14 protein-coding genes are annotated in these 19,015 nt (G+C 72.0%); 10 read left to right on the plus strand and 4 right to left on the minus strand.

Annotation, left to right across the window (positions count from 1 at the left end; all coding sequences use genetic code 11):
- Positions 1-510 (plus strand): hypothetical protein (locus FNX44_RS27865; RefSeq protein ID WP_143646273.1); only part of this gene is annotated, 510 nt, incomplete at its 5' end.
- Between the two features lie 156 nt (positions 511-666).
- Here FNX44_RS27865 and FNX44_RS02605 read toward each other — a convergent pair.
- Together FNX44_RS02605 and FNX44_RS02610 are read right to left on the minus strand one after the other, a co-directional pair.
- Complete coding sequence (locus tag FNX44_RS02605) at positions 667-1,395, minus strand: hypothetical protein (RefSeq protein ID WP_228449575.1); 729 nt, start codon at positions 1,393-1,395, stop codon at positions 667-669.
- A 406-nt stretch (positions 1,396-1,801) separates the two neighbouring features.
- A complete protein-coding gene (locus tag FNX44_RS02610; RefSeq protein WP_143646274.1) occupies positions 1,802-3,961 on the minus strand; it encodes a RecQ family ATP-dependent DNA helicase in 2,160 nt (719 codons plus the stop codon).
- A gap of 151 nt (positions 3,962-4,112) precedes the next feature.
- On the opposite strand from FNX44_RS02610, the gene FNX44_RS02615 reads away from it, so the two are divergent.
- From FNX44_RS02615 to FNX44_RS02640, 6 genes are all read left to right on the plus strand, one after another.
- Positions 4,113-5,690, plus strand: coding sequence for a DUF4192 family protein (locus tag FNX44_RS02615; RefSeq protein WP_228449577.1), 1,578 nt, complete (start codon positions 4,113-4,115; stop codon positions 5,688-5,690).
- Positions 5,691-5,784: 94 nt separating this feature from the next.
- Positions 5,785-6,537, plus strand: a complete 753-nt coding sequence (locus tag FNX44_RS02620) for an NUDIX hydrolase (protein ID WP_143646275.1) — start codon at positions 5,785-5,787, stop codon at positions 6,535-6,537.
- A 104-nt stretch (positions 6,538-6,641) separates the two neighbouring features.
- Entirely contained in the window at positions 6,642-8,777 is a 2,136-nt protein-coding gene (locus tag FNX44_RS02625; protein ID WP_143646276.1) for an ATP-binding cassette domain-containing protein, read from the plus strand.
- A gap of 142 nt (positions 8,778-8,919) precedes the next feature.
- Positions 8,920-9,840: a FadR/GntR family transcriptional regulator gene (locus FNX44_RS02630; RefSeq protein ID WP_143646277.1), complete on the plus strand. Its 921-nt coding sequence runs from the start codon at positions 8,920-8,922 to the stop codon at positions 9,838-9,840.
- A 368-nt stretch (positions 9,841-10,208) separates the two neighbouring features.
- A complete protein-coding gene (locus FNX44_RS02635) occupies positions 10,209-11,762 on the plus strand; it encodes an RNA polymerase sigma factor (RefSeq protein WP_181354784.1) in 1,554 nt (517 codons plus the stop codon).
- Positions 11,763-11,945: 183 nt separating this feature from the next.
- Entirely contained in the window at positions 11,946-12,794 is an 849-nt protein-coding gene (locus FNX44_RS02640; protein ID WP_143646279.1) for a S1 family peptidase, read from the plus strand.
- A 120-nt stretch (positions 12,795-12,914) separates the two neighbouring features.
- On the opposite strand, the gene FNX44_RS02645 is transcribed toward FNX44_RS02640, so the two are convergent.
- Entirely contained in the window at positions 12,915-13,139 is a 225-nt protein-coding gene (locus FNX44_RS02645) for a DUF7455 domain-containing protein (protein WP_143646280.1), read from the minus strand.
- A 419-nt stretch (positions 13,140-13,558) separates the two neighbouring features.
- Between FNX44_RS02645 and FNX44_RS02650 the strand changes: the two genes are divergently transcribed.
- The 3 genes from FNX44_RS02650 (at position 13,559) to FNX44_RS02660 (ending at position 17,968) form a co-directional block, all read left to right on the plus strand.
- Positions 13,559-15,679, plus strand: a complete 2,121-nt coding sequence (locus FNX44_RS02650) for a DNA gyrase/topoisomerase IV subunit B (protein ID WP_143646281.1) — start codon at positions 13,559-13,561, stop codon at positions 15,677-15,679.
- Between the two features lie 193 nt (positions 15,680-15,872).
- The gene (locus FNX44_RS02655) at positions 15,873-16,370 is read left to right on the plus strand and encodes a DUF485 domain-containing protein (protein ID WP_143646282.1); all 498 of its coding nucleotides are present in this window, start codon (positions 15,873-15,875) and stop codon (positions 16,368-16,370) included.
- On the plus strand, positions 16,367-17,968 hold the full coding sequence (locus tag FNX44_RS02660) for a monocarboxylic acid transporter (protein WP_143646283.1): 1,602 nt from the start codon (positions 16,367-16,369) through the stop codon (positions 17,966-17,968). Before FNX44_RS02655 ends, FNX44_RS02660 begins: the two co-directional genes overlap by 4 nt.
- Here FNX44_RS02660 and FNX44_RS02665 read toward each other — a convergent pair.
- Positions 17,946-18,932 (minus strand): ferredoxin family protein, encoded by a 987-nt coding sequence (locus tag FNX44_RS02665; protein ID WP_143646284.1) that lies wholly within the window; start codon positions 18,930-18,932, stop codon positions 17,946-17,948. The genes FNX44_RS02660 and FNX44_RS02665 overlap by 23 nt on opposite strands.
- Positions 18,933-19,015: the final 83 nt, after the last annotated feature.

Raw genomic sequence — 19,015 nt, forward strand, 5'->3', positions numbered from 1 at the left:
ACCCCGGGCCCCCGACCCGGTCCGCGCCCCGCACCGCCGCGCGCGGACCGCAACAGCCGGCCGGGCGACGGCCGGCCCGGGCCGGCCCGTGGTGGCACGACAACCGCCGTCGCGCCCGAGCCGCCCCGGTCCTCGGCCCAGATCCAGCTTGTCGAGACCACCGAGGCGGCCGCCGTCACGACGGCGGACGAGACCGTCGACCGGCTGCTCGACGAAGGCCGGGCGCCTTCCGACGTGCTGGTGCTGACCACCGGCGATCCGCACCCCTGGGCGCAGCACGAGCTGTCCTTCGGGGAGGACGCCTACTGGCGCCAACAGGCCGAAGGTGACGACGTCTTCGCCGCCCACGCCGCCTCGGTCGGCCGCACCGACGGCCGGCCCGTGGTCGTGCTCGCCGTCAACGGCGGCACCGACGAGGAAGTGGCCGCCGCGCTGCCCGCCGCCCTTGCCAAGGCCGGTACCCAGCTCATCGTGTGCGGAGAGGCCGGACGCCTGCGCGCCCTGCTGTAAGGCCCGGCAGGAGGATGGTGGGCGGTGCTCCGGCCCGCCATCCCCTGCGGTGCCACACCACGCACCGCCACACGACGCCTTCGGTCGTTCCGGCGCGCCTTCGGTCGTTCCGGTGCCTTGCCTCGGCACGGCGGGCAGGCGCGGTGCGTCCCGGTCTCAGCCGGCGATCGGCCGAGCCAGGAAGTTCTCGGCGGTCGCCGCCGAGCCTGCCGCCGCTGCCGCGACGGTCCGCGCCGCCCGAGGGTTCCGGGGCGCCCGAACACTTCGTGCCGCCCGAGCGCTCTGCGGCGACGATGCCGCCCCGGAGGTGTCGGCTGACCCGGCGAGACGTGGCGCGGCGGTGGGTTCGAGGGCGAGGCCGGGGCTTTCGACGGTGAGGAGGGGGCTCCTGCCCCGTCGATCATCACCCACCACCCGCCAACCGGCCGGCGTCAGGGAGATGTAGGCGCCGCACCGCAGACCGTGCAGGGCACAGGCGTCGCGCAGCCCCCACATCCAGGCGCCGTCCTCCTCCGTCCAACGGCCGTCGCCGTCGCGGCAGTAGAGCAGCACACCTGTCCGTGTCGGCCGTCGGCGTCGAAGGTCGTGCGGAATCACCCGACGCAGGCGGACCAACAGGGCGTTCCGCAGCTCCCAGCCGTCCAACCGACCGGTGTGCTCGAAGGAGGCGCCGGCGACGATCCGTTCCTCCGCATCGAGGACGCCGAGAACGGCGGTGCGCGGTGACGGCGTGTGCAGTTCCAGCAGACCGGCCACCACCTCCCGTGGGCTCCGCAGCAGCGGAACGTCGGCCGCGGTCCACTCCTCCGGCTCCAGCACCCGAGTCAGCCGACTCGGCGAGTCCCGAATGGGCGTGGGGCCGGAGCCGAGTATGCCGAAGGCCATGAGCGTCCTCCCTTCCTCTGCGCGCCCGGCGTCGACGGATCGTCGGGGCAGAAGCGCAGGAACGCACACCACGTCAGGCCATCACGGCCGCGTGGTCCGACAACGGGGAGCCACCGCCAATTCTCGCTGTCGCGTGGCCCGGCGGCAATGAGCATTTCCAGGCACCGGCGCCGAATGGGCCTCCTCGCCACGTTCAGCCCCCAGGAACCATGACTCCCTTGCCCTCCTTCCTACCCCTCCTGCGGATCATCGAAGCGCCACCGGGCGTGGAGATGGCCGACTCCCGCCGCGACCGTCGCCGTTGTCCGTTCCGTCGCCGTGCTTGTCCGGCTCACCCCCCTCGTGTCCGGCTCACCCCTCGTGTCTGATTCACCCTCGTGTCCGGCTCACCCCCCCCGTGTCCGATTCACCCCTGGACGGCGAGCACCAGCGGGAGCACCCTGGGTGCTCCCGCCTGCCGCAGCAAGCGGGCCGCGACCGCCAGCGTCCACCCTGTGTCGGTGAAGTCGTCGACGAGAAGCACCGGTCCGCCCGCCCCCGCCACCGCTTCCGCGAGATCCGGCCCGAGAACGAGGGATTCCTGCACCGCCCGAACGCGCTGCGCGCTGTTGCTGTGCCCGGGCGCCGACGCCGCCGCGGACCGGCTCAGCGAGCCGAGCAGGGGTATCCGACCGATGGAGGCGATGCCCTCCGCGAGCGTTGTCACCAGGCGGGGTCTGCTCAACGAGCCGACGGCCACCACTGCAACCGGCCGCTGGCGGCTGCCCGGCACCGCCCCGCCCCACCCGTCAGCGGATCTGGACCAGTCCGCGAGGACGCCCACGGTGGCCCGCAGCACGTCGTCCGGCACCGCGCTGTCTGCGGCGCCCTGGACAAAGAAGGGACGTAGCCGGTTGCCCCAACCTATGTCCGACAGTCGGCCGAGCGCTCGCCCGGGAGCGGCCTGCTCCTCGACGGGTATCCGCCCCCTCAGCGGCAGGCCGACGGCTTCCAATCCCGTCGGCCACAGCTGACGTGGTGCCACCTCGACACCGGCCCTGGTCAACTCGACCTGGGCGGCGGACAACGAGTCCGGGGAGAGTCGCGTCTCGAACCGCGTGCCCGCGCAGTTGTCACAACGGCCGCAGGCAGCTGCGTCCGGGTCGTCCAGCTGGCGTCGCAGGAACTCCATGCGGCACCCGCCGGTTCTGACGTACTCGCGCATTGCCGCCTGCTCGACCTCTCGCTGCCGAGCGACACGCGAGTACCGTTCCGCGTCGTACGCCCAGGACCGACCGGTCGCGGTCCAGCCACCCTGCACCCGCCGCACGGCGCCGTCCACATCCAGCACCTTCAGCATCGTCTCCAGCCGCGAACGGCGCAGATCGACCAGTGGTTCGAGCGCGGGCGAGGAGAGCGGGCGACCGGCGGACTCAAGCACTGACAGCGTCTGCCGGACCTGTTCCTCCGGCGGGAAGGCCAGCGAGGCGAAGTACTTCCAGATCGCCTCGTCCTCCTGGCCGGGAAGCAGCAGTACCTCGGCACGCTCGACGCCGCGGCCGGCGCGGCCGACCTGTTGGTAGTAGGAGATGGGGGAGGACGGCGAACCGAGGTGGACGACAAAGCCGAGGTCGGGCTTGTCAAAGCCCATGCCCAGCGCGGACGTGGCGACCAGGGCCTTCACCCGGTTGGCGAGCAGATCCGCCTCGGCCGCCGCCCGGTCGGTGTGTTCCGTGCGGCTGGAGTAGGAGGCGACGCGGTGGCCCCGCTGGCGCAGGTAGGCGCTGACCTCCTCAGCCATCGCGACGGTGAGCGTGTAGATGATCCCGGAGCCCTCGAGCTCGGGCAGGTGGGCATCGAGCCAAGCGAGCCGGTGGGCGGCGTCCGGCAGGTGCAGGACGGACAGTGACAGGCTCTCGCGGTCGAGCGGCCCACGGAGTACCAGCGTGGAGTCGTCGCCCAGGCCGGTGCCGAGCTGTTCGGCGATGTCCGCGGAGACCCGGGCGTTGGCCGTCGCCGTGGTGGCCAGGACGGGTACACCGGGCTTCATCTCGGCGAGCATAGTCCGCAGCCTCCGGTAGTCGGGCCGGAAGTCGTGACCCCAGTCGGAGATGCAGTGCGCCTCGTCGACGACGAGCAGTCCCGTGGAGGCGGCGAGGCTGGGCAGCACCCGGTCCCGGAAGCCCGGACTGTTCAGACGTTCCGGGCTGACCAGCAGCACGTCGACCCCGCCGGCCGTGACCTCCTGCTGGACCGAGTCCCATTCCTCGGTGTTGGCGGAGTTGATGGTGCGGGCGGTGATCCCCGCTCGCTGGGCGGCCTCGATCTGGTTGCGCATGAGAGCCAACAGCGGGGAGACGATCACCGTGGGCCCGCCGCCCGCGGCGCGAAGCAGCGCTGTCGCGACGAAGTACACCGCCGACTTGCCCCAACCCGTCCGCTGGACGACCAGCGCCCGGCGGCGCTGGGCCACCAGCGCCTCGATCGCCCGCCACTGGTCCTCCCGCAGCCGTGCGGCGCCCGGGGGCGCGCCCACGAGTCGGGCGAGTACGGCGTCGGCGGAGGCGCGAAGCTCGTGCGAAGTCATGAGGCCATGCAACCCGACGAACGTGGTCGGGGCGAATGCGACCTGGGGATATCTCGCGGCCGGTCACACAAATCGGCGGCTTGTCGTACGAGTGGCGGTCGCTGTGGATGACGAGAAGCGGGATGTCGCCCTGATCCGCGACTCTGCCGGCATGACACACCCCAAGACACCTGTTGATGTTGACGACGTCCGCGAGCCGGGCCCCGACTCCGCCCCCGACGCCGGGGACGGCCCGGACACGACGGCGGGCACCGCCGATCCGGCGGACGAGAACGACGGCGCAGAATCACAGAGCCCCGCGGCCGCCGGACCGGACACCGCGGGCAGCGAGCCCGACGGTGCCGGCTCCGACACGGCAGGCACCGCAGGCAGGGCAGACACCGCAAAAACCGCAAACACCTCCGAAACGGAGCGGGCCGGCGGCGACACCTCTGCCGTCCGGTCCGCGGCCGGAGAGCCCGGGGACGAGGAACCCGAGGCCGCGGGCGTGAAGCCGCCGGGTGAGCCCGGAGAGGACGGGCCGAGCGACGCAGGACCGAGTGACGACGGCCCGTGCGGCCGACCGGCTGCGCCGCGGGAGGCGCTCGGCCCGATGGGCGGCTCGGCCGACCGCGTCGCACTTCGCAGCCCGGCCGAGCTGGCCGACGCCCTGCCCTATCTCCTGGGGTATCACCCTGACGACTCCGTGGTCCTGGTCGGCGTGCACGGTGACAGCGGGCGCTTCGGCTGTCGCATCCGGTTGGGCATCCCGACCGTCACCTCCGAGTGGCCGGAGGCTGCCGAGCAGCTGGCCGGGTGCCTTCTCGCCGCTGGAGCGGCGCGGGGGCAGCGGCCGGACGCGGTGCTCGTCTACGTCTGCCAGGAACCGCTCGGCGCGGAGGGCGGGCGAGGCGCGATGGAACGCCTGAGGCCGCTCGCACTGAGCCTGGTCTCCGCCTGCGCGGCGCGGGGCATGCCGGTACGCGAGGCGCTGTGCGTGTCGGCGGGGCGCTTCTGGTCCTACGGCTGCCGGGACGGCGACTGCTGTCCGCCCGATGGCGGCGCGCTGGCTCCGCCGGGCACCTCGGTGCTCGCCGCGGCCTCGGCCTACGCGGGCATTCGACTGGGGGCGTCTCTCGCCGAACTCACCGCGCGTCTCGGTCCTCTGGGAGCCGGCCGCTCGCGTCGTCAGGAGAGGGCTCTGGACCGTGCGTCGGCCGAACTGCTGCCGGCTCTGCTGACCGCCGCCGGACGACCGCTGGCACGGGAGCGGGTGCTCGGTCTGGCCGGTCGCCTGTGCCGCCGCTACCGGGCGGCGCCCGCGCTCACCGGGGCGGCGGAGGGGAGTGCCGGCGCCGCGTTCCGACTCCAGGACGCGAGGGACGACGCGATCCTCTCGGACGAGGAGGCCGCAGTGCTGATCCTCGGCCTTCAGGACCGGGCCACGCGGGACAGGGCGGCGGAGTGGATGGAGGGACCCGAGGCCGAACCGGCTCTTCGACTCTGGCGGGCGTTGAGCCGCAGGTGTGTCGGCGCCTACCGGGAACACGCGGTGGCCCCGATCACGCTCGCCGGATGGGTGGCGTGGTCCTGCGGTGACGAACCGGCCGCCAGGGTCGCCTTCGGACAGGCGTTGGCGCTCGACCCGCGCTACCGGTTCGCGCTGCTGTTGCACGCGGCCTGCAGTCGGGGCGCGGATCCGGAGATGCTGCGCAAGTGCCTGCGGCGACAACGAGGGGAGCGCGGGTGAAGCGGGGGAGACGGGCAGGCCCGACTGCCCGGGAGCCTCGGACGGTGGTCCGCGAGAGCCTGTTTATCGTCAGGCAGACGACTATGATCACCGCATGCCCTACGACCCTTCGGCCTACCCCCCCTTTGCCGTCACCGTCGATCTGGTCGTTCTCACCGTGCGCAGACACGCGTTGTGCGCCTTGGTGGTCCGCCGCGGCGAGTCGCCGTACGAGGGGCGCTGGGCTTTGCCGGGAGGCTTTGTCCAGCCGAAGGAGGGCTTGGCGGCCGCGGCCGCGCGGGAGCTGGAGGAGGAGACCGGGCTGCGGGTCCACGAGTCGGCAGGCCAGAGCGGCGGGGTTCATCTGGAGCAGCTGGCGACCTACGGCGACCCGGACCGCGACCCCCGGATGCGGGTGGTCAGCGTGGCGCACCTGGTGCTCGCCCCCGATCTGCCGGCGCCGGTCTCGGGAGGCGACGCGCAGACGGTCAGATGGGCTCCGGTCGAGTCGCTTCTCTCCCTGGAGCAGGAGGAGAGCAGGGAAGCCGCCGATCCGGCGCTCGCGTTCGACCACCACCGGATTCTGGCCGACGGCGTGGAACGCGCTCGCTCGAAGATCGAGTACTCGGCACTGGCTACCGCGTTCTGCCCGCCGGAGTTCACGGTGGGTGAGTTGCGGCGGGTCTACGAGGCGGTGTGGGGCGTCGCTCTCGACCCCCGCAACTTTCACCGCAAGGTCACCGGTACGCCTGGCTTCCTCGTCCCCACCGGCGGCACGACAACCCGTCAGGGCGGGCGGCCCGCCCAGTTGTTCCGTGCGGGAGGAGCGACGCTGCTCAATCCGCCGATGCTGCGCCCCGAGGTCTGACCGGCGGCAGGTCCACCGGAGGGAGCGCGCGGCCGCGCTGCGCAGAATGTCTGATATGTCGCGTTATCTTGCTGGAGTCCTTCAGGTGCTCAGCGGGAGACGTGATGATTCAGGCCATCGGGCTCACCAGCTCCCCTCGACGGAATCGACCCCCTGCCGTCGACGATCTGACCTTCGAAGCGCGGCCCGGCGAGGTGACCGTGCTGCTCGGCCCGGCCGGGGCGGGCAAGAGCAGCGCGCTGCGGCTCATGCTGCAACTGGTCGGCGGGCGGGGCACCACCCTCTTCCGGGGCCGCCCGCTGCACCGGGTGCCTCATGTCCCCCGGGAGATCGGGGTGATGCTCGGAGACGTGCCGGCGCATCCCGCCCGGACCGCCGTGGGGCATCTGCGGATGCTGACGGCCGTCGCGGGAGTCCCCGCCGAGCGCGCCGAGGAGCTGCTGGACGTCGTCGGGCTCAGCGGCCTGGCCGACCAGCGCCTGGCTACCTTCTCCCAGGGCATGGACCGCCGCCTCGGCCTGGCGGCCGCCCTGCTCGGCGACCCCCACACCCTGGTGTTGGACGACCCGGCGGGAGGACTCTCCCCGCGCGAGGCGGCGTGGGTGCGCGGACTGCTGCGCGGGTTCGCCCAGGAAGGAGGCCTGGTACTCACCACTACCCGCGACCCCGTGGAGGCCCTGCGGGTCGGGGACCGTGTCATCACCATCGAGGCCGGGCGCCTCGTCGCCGACCAGTCTGCGGCGGAGTTCTCCCGGACCAGGCTCCGCCCGCGGGTGGTGGTCGCGACCCCCCACGCCGAGCGGCTGGCCGCACTCATCCTGCGCGAGGCGAAGGCGGGCGTCGTGCCGGTGGCGCGGAGCGCTCCGGGGCAGCCGGCGGAGCCACTGGAGGTCGTCCGGGAGAGCGGCGGGGTCATCTCGGTCTACGGCAGCAGCTGCGCGATGGTCGGCGAGGTCGCCTACCGGCACGGCGTCCTCGTCCACCAGCTCGCCGAGCGGCGCGGCGGGCCGGCCGAAGCCGCGCCGACCACCCCCTCGGAGCACGGACTTGAGCCGGAGGCCGTTCCGCTCCTGCGGGCCGACGGCAGGCGGGGCGCCCGCCTCGCCGCGGAGACGTCGTCAGGGGGGCGGACGTACACCCGAGCGCCTGCGCTGAGTGCCCGGCAGCGGTCCGAGTCGGACCCTGGACCACAGCCGTCCCTGCCGAGCCCGCACGCGGCGTCCGGGACGAGTCCTCAGCCGCTGTCCGCAGCGAGTACGTGGCAGCCCGAGCCCGCGCCCCCTGCGCGGAAGGGAGGAGAGCAGGCAGCGGCGCCGGGCGCAGCCCAGGGGGCCGTCGTCGGCGGTTCGGCTCGGTCGGCCGCACCCCGGCCCCGGCCCACCAGCGCCAAGCTTCCGCCGCGGCTGCGCGCGGTGCCGGCGCCGGGCCCCGCCTGGCCGTTGCGGTACGAATGGCGGCGACTGGTCTCCGTACGGTCCACGTGGCTGCTGGTCGCCCTGGCGCTGCTCGCCTCGCTGGCCACCGCCTGCTGGTTCGGAGGTGTCGCGGGCGCCGAGGCCTACCCCCGGCTGTTCGGCGAAGGAGCGGTGGGATGGCCGATGGCGCCCGTCGCCGTCGCCGCCGGAGTGCTGGGCGCGCTCGCCTTCGGTCAGGAGTTCCGATACCCGGCGCTGGCGCCCGCGCAGGCTCCCGTGCCCAGGCGGCTCGGGTTGCTCTCGGCGAAACTGCTCACCGTCGGGCTGATCGCCATCGTGCTGTGCTCGGCGTCCGCGCTGATCAACGCGGCGGTGCTGTCCGTGCTGCCCGAGCTGGCCGGCTCTGCGGGCTCTGCGGGACACGCGGGCCAGGGGTCCACCACCGCGGGCCCCGCGGGCGCGGGCGGCGGCACGACGGTGGCGACCGCGATGCTGCTGGCGGTCGGCTGCGGGTGGGCGGGCCTGCTGTCCGCCGCGGTGTTCCGCTCGGCGGTCGCCGGGATCGGCGTGGTGCTGGCCGTGCCGCTGCTGGTCGAGCCGCTGGTGCGGCGGCTGCTCGCCGAGCGGCTGTCCGACCCTCTCGGGGCGCTTTCCGACCGCCTCGCCAGGTTGTCGACCGCCCCCTGGGCGGGTGCGGAGGAAGGAGGCTGGCTTACAGGAGTGCTGGACGTCGCGCTGCGACCGACGGGAGCGGCGCTGGCGGTCTCGCTCACAGGTCTGCTTGTCGTCTACCTGTTCGGGGCTCTGCGGGCCCGGCCCCGGTAGTCGTACACCCCGGCGGAGCCATGCTGGGGCCGAATGCGGGACAAGAAGGGCCGTCAATGGGGTGGCGGTCGGCGATCACCCTTTCGTGTGCTTTTCACCAAAGCCCTCAAGGTCGCCCGAACGCACGCCGACACAAAGGTGCGTGACTACCCTTGCGCACTCCATGATGACCGCGGCTCGCACGACCGACTCCTCTCTGGCCGGGTCGGGCGAGACGACCCGCTATCCCCGGACGGAGGGGGCCGGCGCCACCCGCGGGGGCGCCAGCGTGCCCAGCTGGGACGGCGGAGAGCCGGATACGGCCGCCCGGGTGGGACGCCGCGCGGCGGGCAGCCGGGGGAGAGGGCTGCACGGCCAACTCGTCCAACAGCTCGGGCAGATGATCGTGTCCGGCGACCTCGGCGCGGACCGGCCGCTGGTGCCGGAGGAGATCGGGCAGCGCTTCGAGGTCTCGCGCACGGTGGTGCGGGAGTCGTTGCGCGTCCTCGAGGCCAAGGGGCTCGTCAGCGCCCGCCCCAACGTCGGCACCCGGGTCCGGCCCGTCAGCGACTGGAACCTGCTGGATCCGGACATCATCGAGTGGCGGGCCTTCGGCCCGCAGCGGGAGGACCAGCGCCGGGAGCTGTGCGAGCTGCGATGGACGATCGAGCCGCTCGCGGCGCGGCTCGCTGTCGGCCACGGGCGGGACGACCTCCAGCAGCGACTGGCCGACATGGTCGAGATCATGGGCCACGCGCTGGCCCAGGGCGACCAGCTGACCTTCTCCCGCGCCGACGCCGAGTTCCACGCGGTACTGCTCCAGGCCGCCGGCAACCGGATGCTCGAGCACCTGTCGGGGATCGTCGCCTCGGCGCTGCACGTCTCGGGCGGCCCGGTGACCGGCTGCGAGCGTCCCACCGAGTCGTCCGTCGCGCTGCACCAGCGCATCGTGGAGGCCGTGGGCACGGGCGACGGCCCGGGCGCCGAGGCGGCGATGCGCAAGCTGCTGGCGGTCCGGCCGGAGCAGTCGCAGCCCGCTCAGCAGTCGGCCGATCACGTCGTTCCCGCCCCTCGGGAGCACTGAGGCGAGGACTGTGCCCGAGGAGTTGTGTTCGGACCGTCGTCGGAGCCCTGGCACCGGCTTCCGACGACGGTCTGCCGCTCCGATCGGCACCCCTGTGCCGGTACCCTTGCCGATATGTACGGATAAGCACAGGTAAGGGCTGCGATGGTTGTGACCCGGGACACGTGAATTGGACGTAACGCTTCCTGCTGAAGCGCGATGACTCAAGAGGTAGCAGCGACAAGGGGAACAGGGACGCCGGTAGGCGGCGTTGTCTCTCCTTCGACGCCCCGCTTCCCCAGGTGCCGGCTGAGACCGCCGGTGCTCGCAGGATCCAGTCCGAGACCGGGCGGGGTCAAAGCCATTTCCATCGTTCCGAGAGGTTGTTCGTGTCGGCCAGCACATCCCGTACGCTCCCCGCGGAGATCGCCGAGTCCGAGTCCGTGATGGCGCTCATTGAGCGGGGAAAGGCTGAGGGGCAGATCGCAGGCGATGACGTGCGTCGGGCCTTCGAAGCTGACCAGATTCCGCCAACCCAGTGGAAGAACGTCCTGCGCAGCCTCAACCAGATCCTCGACGAGGAGGGTGTGACGCTGATGGTGAGTGCCGCCGAAGCGCCCAAGCGCACCCGGAAGAGCGTCGCGGCCAAGACTCCCGCCCGGCGTACCGCCACCAAGGCGGTCGCCACGAGGACGACCGCCACCTCGGCCGCGCCTGAGGCGTCGGCCGCGGAGGCCGTCGAGGCCAAGCCGGCGAAGAAGGCCGCGGCGAAGAAGGCGGTGGCGAAGAAGGCCGCCGCCAAGAAGACCACTGAGGGCGCGGTCAAGAAGACGACGGCCAAGAAGGCCGCGAAGAAGGCGACCTCGAAGAAGTCCGAGGTCGACGAACTGCTCGCGGAGGAGGAGGTCGTCGAGGTCCCTGGCAAGGGAGGCAAGGACGACGCCCCCGCCGAGGGCAAGAACGAGAACGAGGGTTTTGTCCTGTCCGACGAGGACGAGGACGACGCCCCGGCGCAGCAGGTCGCGGCCGCCGGTGCCACCGCCGACCCGGTCAAGGACTACCTCAAGCAGATCGGCAAGGTCCCGCTGCTCAACGCCGAGCAGGAGGTGGAGCTGGCCAAGCGGATCGAGGCCGGTCTCTTCGCCGAGGACAAGCTGGCGAACTCGGACAAGATCGCTCCGAAGCTCAAGCGCGAGCTGGAGATCATCGCCGAGGACGGCCGGCGGGCCAAGAACCACCTGCTGGAGGCCAACCTCCGCCTCGTGGTGTCGCTCGCCAAGCGCTACACGGGCCGCGGCATGCTCTTCCTGGACCTCATCCAGGAGGGCAACCTCGGTCTGATCCGTGCGGTGGAGAAGTTCGACTACACCAAGGGCTACAAGTTCTCCACGTACGCCACCTGGTGGATCCGGCAGGCGATCACCCGGGCCATGGCCGACCAGGCGCGGACGATCCGTATCCCGGTCCACATGGTCGAGGTCATCAACAAGCTCGCCAGGGTGCAGCGCCAGATGCTCCAGGACCTGGGCCGCGAGCCCACTCCGGAGGAGCTGGCCAAGGAACTGGACATGACGCCCGAGAAGGTCGTCGAGGTCCAGAAGTACGGCCGTGAGCCGATCTCGCTGCACACGCCGCTCGGCGAGGACGGCGACAGCGAGTTCGGTGACCTCATCGAGGACTCCGAGGCCGTCGTCCCGGCGGACGCGGTGAGCTTCACCCTCCTGCAGGAGCAGCTGCACTCGGTGCTGGACACGCTGAGCGAGCGTGAGGCCGGTGTGGTCTCGATGCGCTTCGGCCTGACCGATGGCCAGCCCAAGACGCTGGACGAGATCGGCAAGGTCTACGGCGTGACGCGTGAGCGGATCCGGCAGATCGAGTCGAAGACGATGTCGAAGCTGCGTCACCCGTCCCGCTCTCAGGTCCTGCGCGACTACCTGGACTGAGTCGGGTATCACCACTGCGGCCGAGCCCGCCCGACCCGCGACGGCGGGGCGGGCGGGCTCGGCCGTCGGTGGCGACGGGCGGCGTTTCGGCCGGTCGTCCGTGGTCCGCTCGGGTGTTCCCCGAGCTTCCCCCTTATGGCGGACAGCGCGTAGCGAAGCGACTCCGTACAGTCAGGTAACTGTATGAATACTTTCGCGCGTCTGCTCAGTACAGTCATCGTCTCCTCCGTCGCGGCCACCGGCGCGCTGGTGGCCGTTCCTGCCACCGCGTCCGCGCTTGACCGGGATGTCATCGGCGGGCAGACGGCCCGCACGGCGGACCATCCCTGGGTGGTCGCCGTCTCCAGTCGCCGGCTCTTCGGCAGCTTTCGGTCCGGGCAGTTCTGCGGTGGTGCGGTGGTGTCGCCGCGCACGGTCGTCACTGCCGCGCACTGCTTCGACCGGGAGACGCTCGGCGCCGATCCGGCCCGGCTCCCGGACCTGCGGGTCATCGCGGGCCGGGACGACCTGCGGACCCGCGCGGGCCAGGAGGTCGAGATCAGCGAGGTGTGGGTGAACCCGCAGTACAGCCGCCGGACGAACGCCGGCGACATCGCGGTGCTCCGGCTCGCCCGCCCGCTCCCGGCGGACATCGTGATCCCGCTGGCCTCCGCCGGGGATCCGGCGTACCGGCCGGGCGCCGTGGCCGGCGTGTTCGGCTGGGGGGACGTCAAGGGGAACGGGAGCTACAGCTCCCGGCTGCGCACGGCCGCGGTGCGGGTGCTGCCCGACGAGGACTGCTCCACCGCCTACCCGGGTGTCACGGGCACCCGCTACCAACCGCAGACGATGGTGTGCGCGGGACTGCCGGAGGGCGGCAAGGACGCCTGTCAGGGCGACAGCGGCGGCCCGCTGGTCGCCGAGGGGCGGCTGGTGGGGGTCGTCTCGTGGGGCGCCGGCTGCGGGCTCGCGGGCCGACCCGGGGTGTACACCAGGATCTCCGCCTTCGAGGGCCAGCTGCTGGAGCGTATGGAGGCCGCCTCCGCCCGCTGACGCGGAAACCCGGAGGCGGAACGCGGAAGCGGGCGGCGCCCGTGAGGGTCGCCGCCCGCCTCCGTCCGGCCCTGGGCCGGTCCGAGCTCGTCGGTGTGCGGACGCCGGGCGTCCGCCAGATCAGCGTTCTCCGTCACCCGTCGCGGGGGCGGAGAGCCGCTCGGTCTCGTCCTGTATCTCTGCGGCGATCTTCTTGAGTTCTGGCTCGAACTTGCGACCGTGGTGGGCGCAGAACAGGAGCTCTCCGCCGGTGGCCAGTACGACGCGCAGGTACGCCTGGGCGCCGCAACGGTCACAGCGGTCGGCCGCCGTCAGCGGGCTCGCGGGTGTCAGAACAGTAGTCACGTCGCCTCTTCTCTAGCTCGACGAGCTGTCGTACCAGGGTCAACATCCAACCAGTCCGGAAATGTTCCCGCTCCGGACTTTCCCTCGGAAGTCGCCTTCGCGGTCGGTCGGACGTTGCCGGTTGGCGGCGAATGAGCCGTATTGCTTGGTGTGGTGCTTGGTCGGTGTCGCAGGTCGGTCCAGTTGTCGCCTCCGAGCCGCTGTTGCCGCTCGTTGATGAGGACGTGCCCGGAGCCTAAACGGTTCATGCCTCGAAGGGAACGTGATGTACACGTCACCCGCCCGGAGTATCGAACTGTTGCTCGAACCGGAGCTAGCATATGTTTACCCGAGGGTGGCGTCTCACCAGCTCTCACAAGGGTCGGTACCCTCTGAGCGGCAGCCTGCCACCCCAGTGAATTCAGCGAGGAGCGAACCGCGTGACCGCCCAGACGTCTGTGCCGTCGTCCACCGCACTGCTGACCGGAGCGGACCGGGACAGCTCCAACTACACCGCGCGGCACCTGCTCGTCCTCGAGGGGCTCGACGCGGTCCGCAAGCGCCCCGGCATGTACATCGGGTCCACGGACAGTCGCGGTCTGATGCACTGCCTGTGGGAGATCATCGACAACTCCGTCGACGAGGCCCTCGGCGGCCACTGCGACGACATCGAGGTCATCCTCCACGAGGACGGCTCGGTCGAGGTGCGGGACAACGGCCGCGGCATCCCGGTGGACGTCGAGCCCAAGACGGGCCTGTCCGGCGTCGAGGTCGTGATGACCAAGCTGCACGCGGGCGGCAAGTTCGGCGGCGGCTCCTACGCGGCCTCCGGCGGCCTGCACGGCGTCGGCGCCTCGGTGGTGAACGCGCTCTCCGCCCGGCTGGACGTCGAGGTCGACCGCAACGGCCGCACGCACTCAATCAGCTTCCGCCGCGGCGTGCCCGGCATCTTCACGGAGTCCGGCCCCGACGCCCCCTTCGACCCGGCCGGCGGCCTGTTGAAGGGCAAGAAGGTCCCGAAGACCCGGACCGGCACCCGCGTCCGCTACTGGGCGGACCGGCAGATCTTCCTCAAGGACGCCGCGCTCTCCCTGGAGACGCTGTACGCCCGCGCCCGGCAGACCGCCTTCCTGGTGCCTGGGCTGACGATAACGGTGCGCGACGAGCGGAGCGCGGAGGGTGCGCCGGCCGTCGAGGTGTTCCGCTACGACGGCGGTATCAGCGAGTTCTGCGAGTACCTGGCGCCCGACCGGGCGATCTGCGACGTGCTGCGCCTCCAGGGCAAGGGCACGTTCAAGGAGACGGTCCCGGTGCTCGACGAGCGGGGCCACATGATCCCGTCCGAGGTCACCAGGGAGCTGGGCGTCGACATCGCCCTGCGCTGGGGCACCGGCTACGACAGCGCGGTCCGGTCGTTCGTCAACATCATCGCCACCCCCAAGGGCGGCACGCACGTCGCGGGCTTCGAGCGAGCCGTGACGCGCACGGTGAACGAGGTCCTGCGATCGGCGAAGCTGCTCCGCGTGGCCGAGGACGACATCGTCAAGGACGACGCCCTGGAGGGGCTGACGGCGGTTGTCACGGTCCGGCTGGCCGAGCCGCAGTTCGAGGGCCAGACCAAGGAGGTGCTCGGCACCTCGGCGGCCTCCCGGATCGTGGCCCAGGTGGTCGCCAGGGAGCTGAAGGCGTTCCTGACCTCCACCAAGCGGGACGCCAAGCAGCAGGCGCGCGCGGTGCTGGAGAAGGCGGTCTCGGCGGCGCGGACGCGCATCGCTGCCCGCCAGCACAAGGAGGCCCAGCGGCGGAAGACGGCGCTGGAATCCTCCGCGCTGCCGGCCAAGCTCGCCGACTGCCGCAGCGACGACGTCGAGCGCAGCGAGCTGTTCATCGTCGAGGGAGACTCCGCCCTCGGTACGGCGAAGCTGGCGCGCAACTCGGAGTTCCAGGCGCTGCTGCCGATCCGCGGCAAGATCCTCAACGTCCAGAAGTCCTCGGTGTCGGACATGCTGAAGAACGCGGAGTGCGGCGCGATCATCCAGGTGATAGGAGCGGGCTCCGGGCGGACGTTCGACATCGACCAGGCGCGCTACGGAAAGGTCATCTTCCTGGCCGACGCCGACGTCGACGGCGCCCACATCCGCTGTCTGCTGCTCACGCTCTTCCAGCGCTACATGCGGCCGATGGTCGAGCAGGGCAGGGTCTTCTCCGCCGTGCCGCCGCTGCACCGCATCGAGCTGGTGAATCCGCGCAAGGGCCAGGACAAGTACATCTACACGTACTCGGACAGCGAGTTGCGCCAGACCCTGCTCGAACTGCGTGGTGAGGGAGTGCGCTTCAAGGACTCCATCCAGCGCTACAAGGGTCTGGGCGAGATGGACGCCGACCAGCTCGCGGAGACGACGATGGACCCCCGCCGCCGAACGCTCCGCCGGATCAACATCAGCGACCTGGAGGCCGCGGAGAAGGCGTTCGACCTGCTCATGGGCAACGAGGTGGCGCCGCGCAAGGAGTTCATCACGACCTCCGCCGCGACGCTGGATCGTTCCCGCATCGACGTCTGAGCCGCCCGTCGCGCCTCGTGCGGTGTACCGGCCGGCCGCGGCCGGGCCCGCAAGGGGCCCGTCACCTGAAGGGGTGAAGTGCGCGCAAGGGGCCTTCCGCGCACTTCACCCGCGGCCATTCTGGTGCTCCCGGCAAAGCGGACAACCCCGTCCGCATCGCCGTGGCGGCAAGGAGGGTTCGGGTGACTTTCGGGTGACGCAGCACGGTACGTACGGTGGCACGCGCCCCCCGGAGCCCCAGGGCGCGTTCGGCTTCGACCCCTGGTACGACGAGCTGGCCTCGGGGCGCGAGGGATGGCTGCCGGTCGCCCCGCCGCCGGGAGGGGTTCCCGAGTCCCGCAGGAACGGTCCTGCGTACGACGAGGCCGGGGCGGTCTACCTCGCGGTGCAGCGCAGCCCGGAGTTCCAGGAGGTACGGCGCCGGCACCGCCGATTCGTCTTCCCCGCCACGGCCGCGTTCCTCGGCTGGTACCTGCTGTACATCGTCACCGCCACCGCCGCGCCCGAGCTGATGGCACGTCCGGTCGGCGCCGGCCCGGTCAACGTCGGCATGCTCGCCGGCCTCGGCCAGTTCGTCAGTACCGCCCTGCTGACCTGGCTGTACGTCAACCGCGCCCGCCGGCGCTGGGACAAGGAGGCGTTCGACCTCCGCTGGGACACCCAGCTGCGCACCCGGGGGGCGGCCAGATGAGCCTCGACTGGAACCACCAGACACTGGCCCTGGTCCTGTTCAGCGCCTTCATCGCGGTCACTCTCGCGATCACCACCTGGGCCAGCCGCCGCAGGCAGGGCTCACCCGAGGAGTTCTACGCCGGCGGCCGGCTCTTCTCCCCGGCCGAGAACGGCTTCGCGATCGCGGGGGACTACATGTCCGCCGCGTCCTTCCTCGGCATCTCCGGGCTCATCGCGCTCTACGGCTACGACGGCATGGTGTACTCGGTCGGCTTCCTGGTGGCCTGGCTGCTCGTACTGCTGCTCGCGGCCGAGCTGGTCCGCAACTGCGGCCGGTTCACCCTCGCAGACGTCCTGGTCACCCGGCTGCGGGAGCGTCCCGTCCGCATCGCCACGGGCACCTCCTCGGTGGTCGTCTCGGTGCTTTACCTGGTGGCCCAGATGGTCGGCGCGGGCACCCTCGTCGCGCTGCTGCTGGGCTCGGCCGACTCGGCGGTGCGCACCTGGGCGGTGATCGCCGTCGGCGCGCTGATGGTGGTCTACGTCTCCTGCGGCGGCATGCGCGCGACCACCTGGATCCAGATCGTCAAGGCGTTCCTGCTGATGGGCGGCGCGATCGCGCTGACCGTCCTCGTCCTGCTGCGTTTCGGCGGCGACCCGATCTCCCTCCTGTCGGACGCCGCCGAACGCAGCGGGAGGGGCGAGGACTTCCTCGCGCCCGGCCTGCTCTTCGGCGAGAACCTCGTCTCCCGGCTCGACTTCATCAGCCTGGGCATCGCCCTCGTCCTGGGCACGGCGGGCCTGCCGCACATCCTCTCCCGCTTCTACACCGTGCCCACGGCGCGGGCCGCACGCCGCTCGGTGGTCTGGGCGATCTGCCTGATCGGCAGCTTCTACCTGATGACGATCGTGCTCGGCTTCGGGGCCGCCGCGCTGCTCGGCAGCGACACCGTCCGCGCGGACAACAGCGCGGGCAACACGGCAGTCCCGCTGCTCGCCCAGTACCTCGGCGGCGGCGCCGGAACCACCGGGGGCACGGTCCTGTTCGCCGTCGTGGCGGCGATCGCCTTCGCCACCATCCTGGCCGTGGTCGCCGGCATCACGCTCGCCTCCTCCGCCGCCATCGCGCACGACCTGTACGCCTCGCTCGCCCGCCGCCGGGCGGACCGTCCGGTCCGCGAGGTCGCGGTCGCCCGGGTCGCGGCCGTGGGCATCGGCGCGGCGGCGATCGGGCTGGGGCTGCTCGCCCAGAACCTGAACGTCGCGTTCCTCGTCGGGCTGGCCTTCGCGGTCGCGGCCTCGGCCAACCTCCCCGTGCTGCTGTTCACGCTCTTCTGGCGGCGGTTCACCACCCGGGGGGCGTTGTGGTCGGTCTACGGCGGGCTCGTCCCGGCGGTGGTCCTGGTGGTCCTGTCACCGGTGGTGTCCGGCAGCCCGGACGCGATCTTCCCCGCGCTGGACTTCGCGGTCTTCCCGCTGCAGAACCCCGGCGTGGTCTCCATCCCGCTCGGCTTCCTCGCGGGCTGGCTCGGCACGATCGGCGACCGGACCGGCGCCGACGTGACACGCCACGCGGAGACCGAGGTCCGGGCGCTCACCGGGGCGGGCGCGGCGTGAACCCGCCCGCATCACGCTCCGCGAGCCCTCCGCCGTCGGCGGCGTCCAGCGCGGTGACGGCGGTGACGGCCATCCGCGGCTGCCGGCCGAGCGCGGCGCCGCAGCTCGCGGGGCTCGCCGGGGCCGTCAGATCGGACACGACGTTCACCCGCCAGGCCCGGCCGTCACGGTGCCGGACGGGCACCGCCCAGCCCTCCTCCGGCGGTTCGGCGTGGCTTACGGCCAGAGCGTCACCGACAACCAGCGCGTCCGGGTCGCACTCGCCGGTCAGCTCCCGGACGGCGAGCTCGGCTGCCTGACCCGGCCGCTCCCACGTGGACCGACCCCGGCAGTTGTCGGTGACAACACGGCCCTCGGCGAGCGCGTGCAGCACGTTCTTCACCATCGGCGCGTCGGCCCGGCCGTAGGCGTAGCCGTGCGGCAGCACGAACAGCGTCGGTGAGAAGCGGTGGCCGCCGATGTGGGTGACCTCCCAGACGGCCGGGTGCGAGGCGGCCAGTTCGGTGGCGAGCGGCCGGCCGAGTACCGCACAGCAGCGGTCCCGCTTGCCGTTGGTGCACACCAGGACCAGCGGCTCCGCCTCGTACGGGAGGCCGAAGCCCTGGTGGTCGCCGTCGGCCAGGGCCACCATGTCCAGTTCCAGCAGCTCCCGGAGGCTGCCGGGCCTGGCGACGCGCAGCCAGCCGGCGCCCGGCGCCGTGTGCGCGACGAAGACCGTGGGCCGGGTGGCGCGACCAGGGGTGTCCGCGTGCCGCCCGGGGCGGCGGACAAGCGCGACGCGGGTGCCGGTCCGCTCTGTCGACCCGGCGAGCGCACGGCCCACGGACGGATCGAGGCGGCTTTGTACGAGCGCGTCCGAGCCCCACGGTCCCGGCTGTTCGACCAGCAGCCAGGTCCGCGCGGTCGCCGCAGTGGCGGCCAGCGGTTCGGTCAGCTCCTGAGAGGCTGTGGTGCAGGTGGTCACGTAGGCGACCCTAACCTCATATAGCATCACCGCCACCGCGACCCGGACCCCACGGCGGACGTCCCACACCAGGAGGAGACACC

This window comes from Streptomyces alkaliterrae, from assembly GCF_007097205.2.
In the GTDB taxonomy this organism is placed as follows: Bacteria; Actinomycetota; Actinomycetes; order Streptomycetales; family Streptomycetaceae; genus Streptomyces; species Streptomyces alkaliterrae.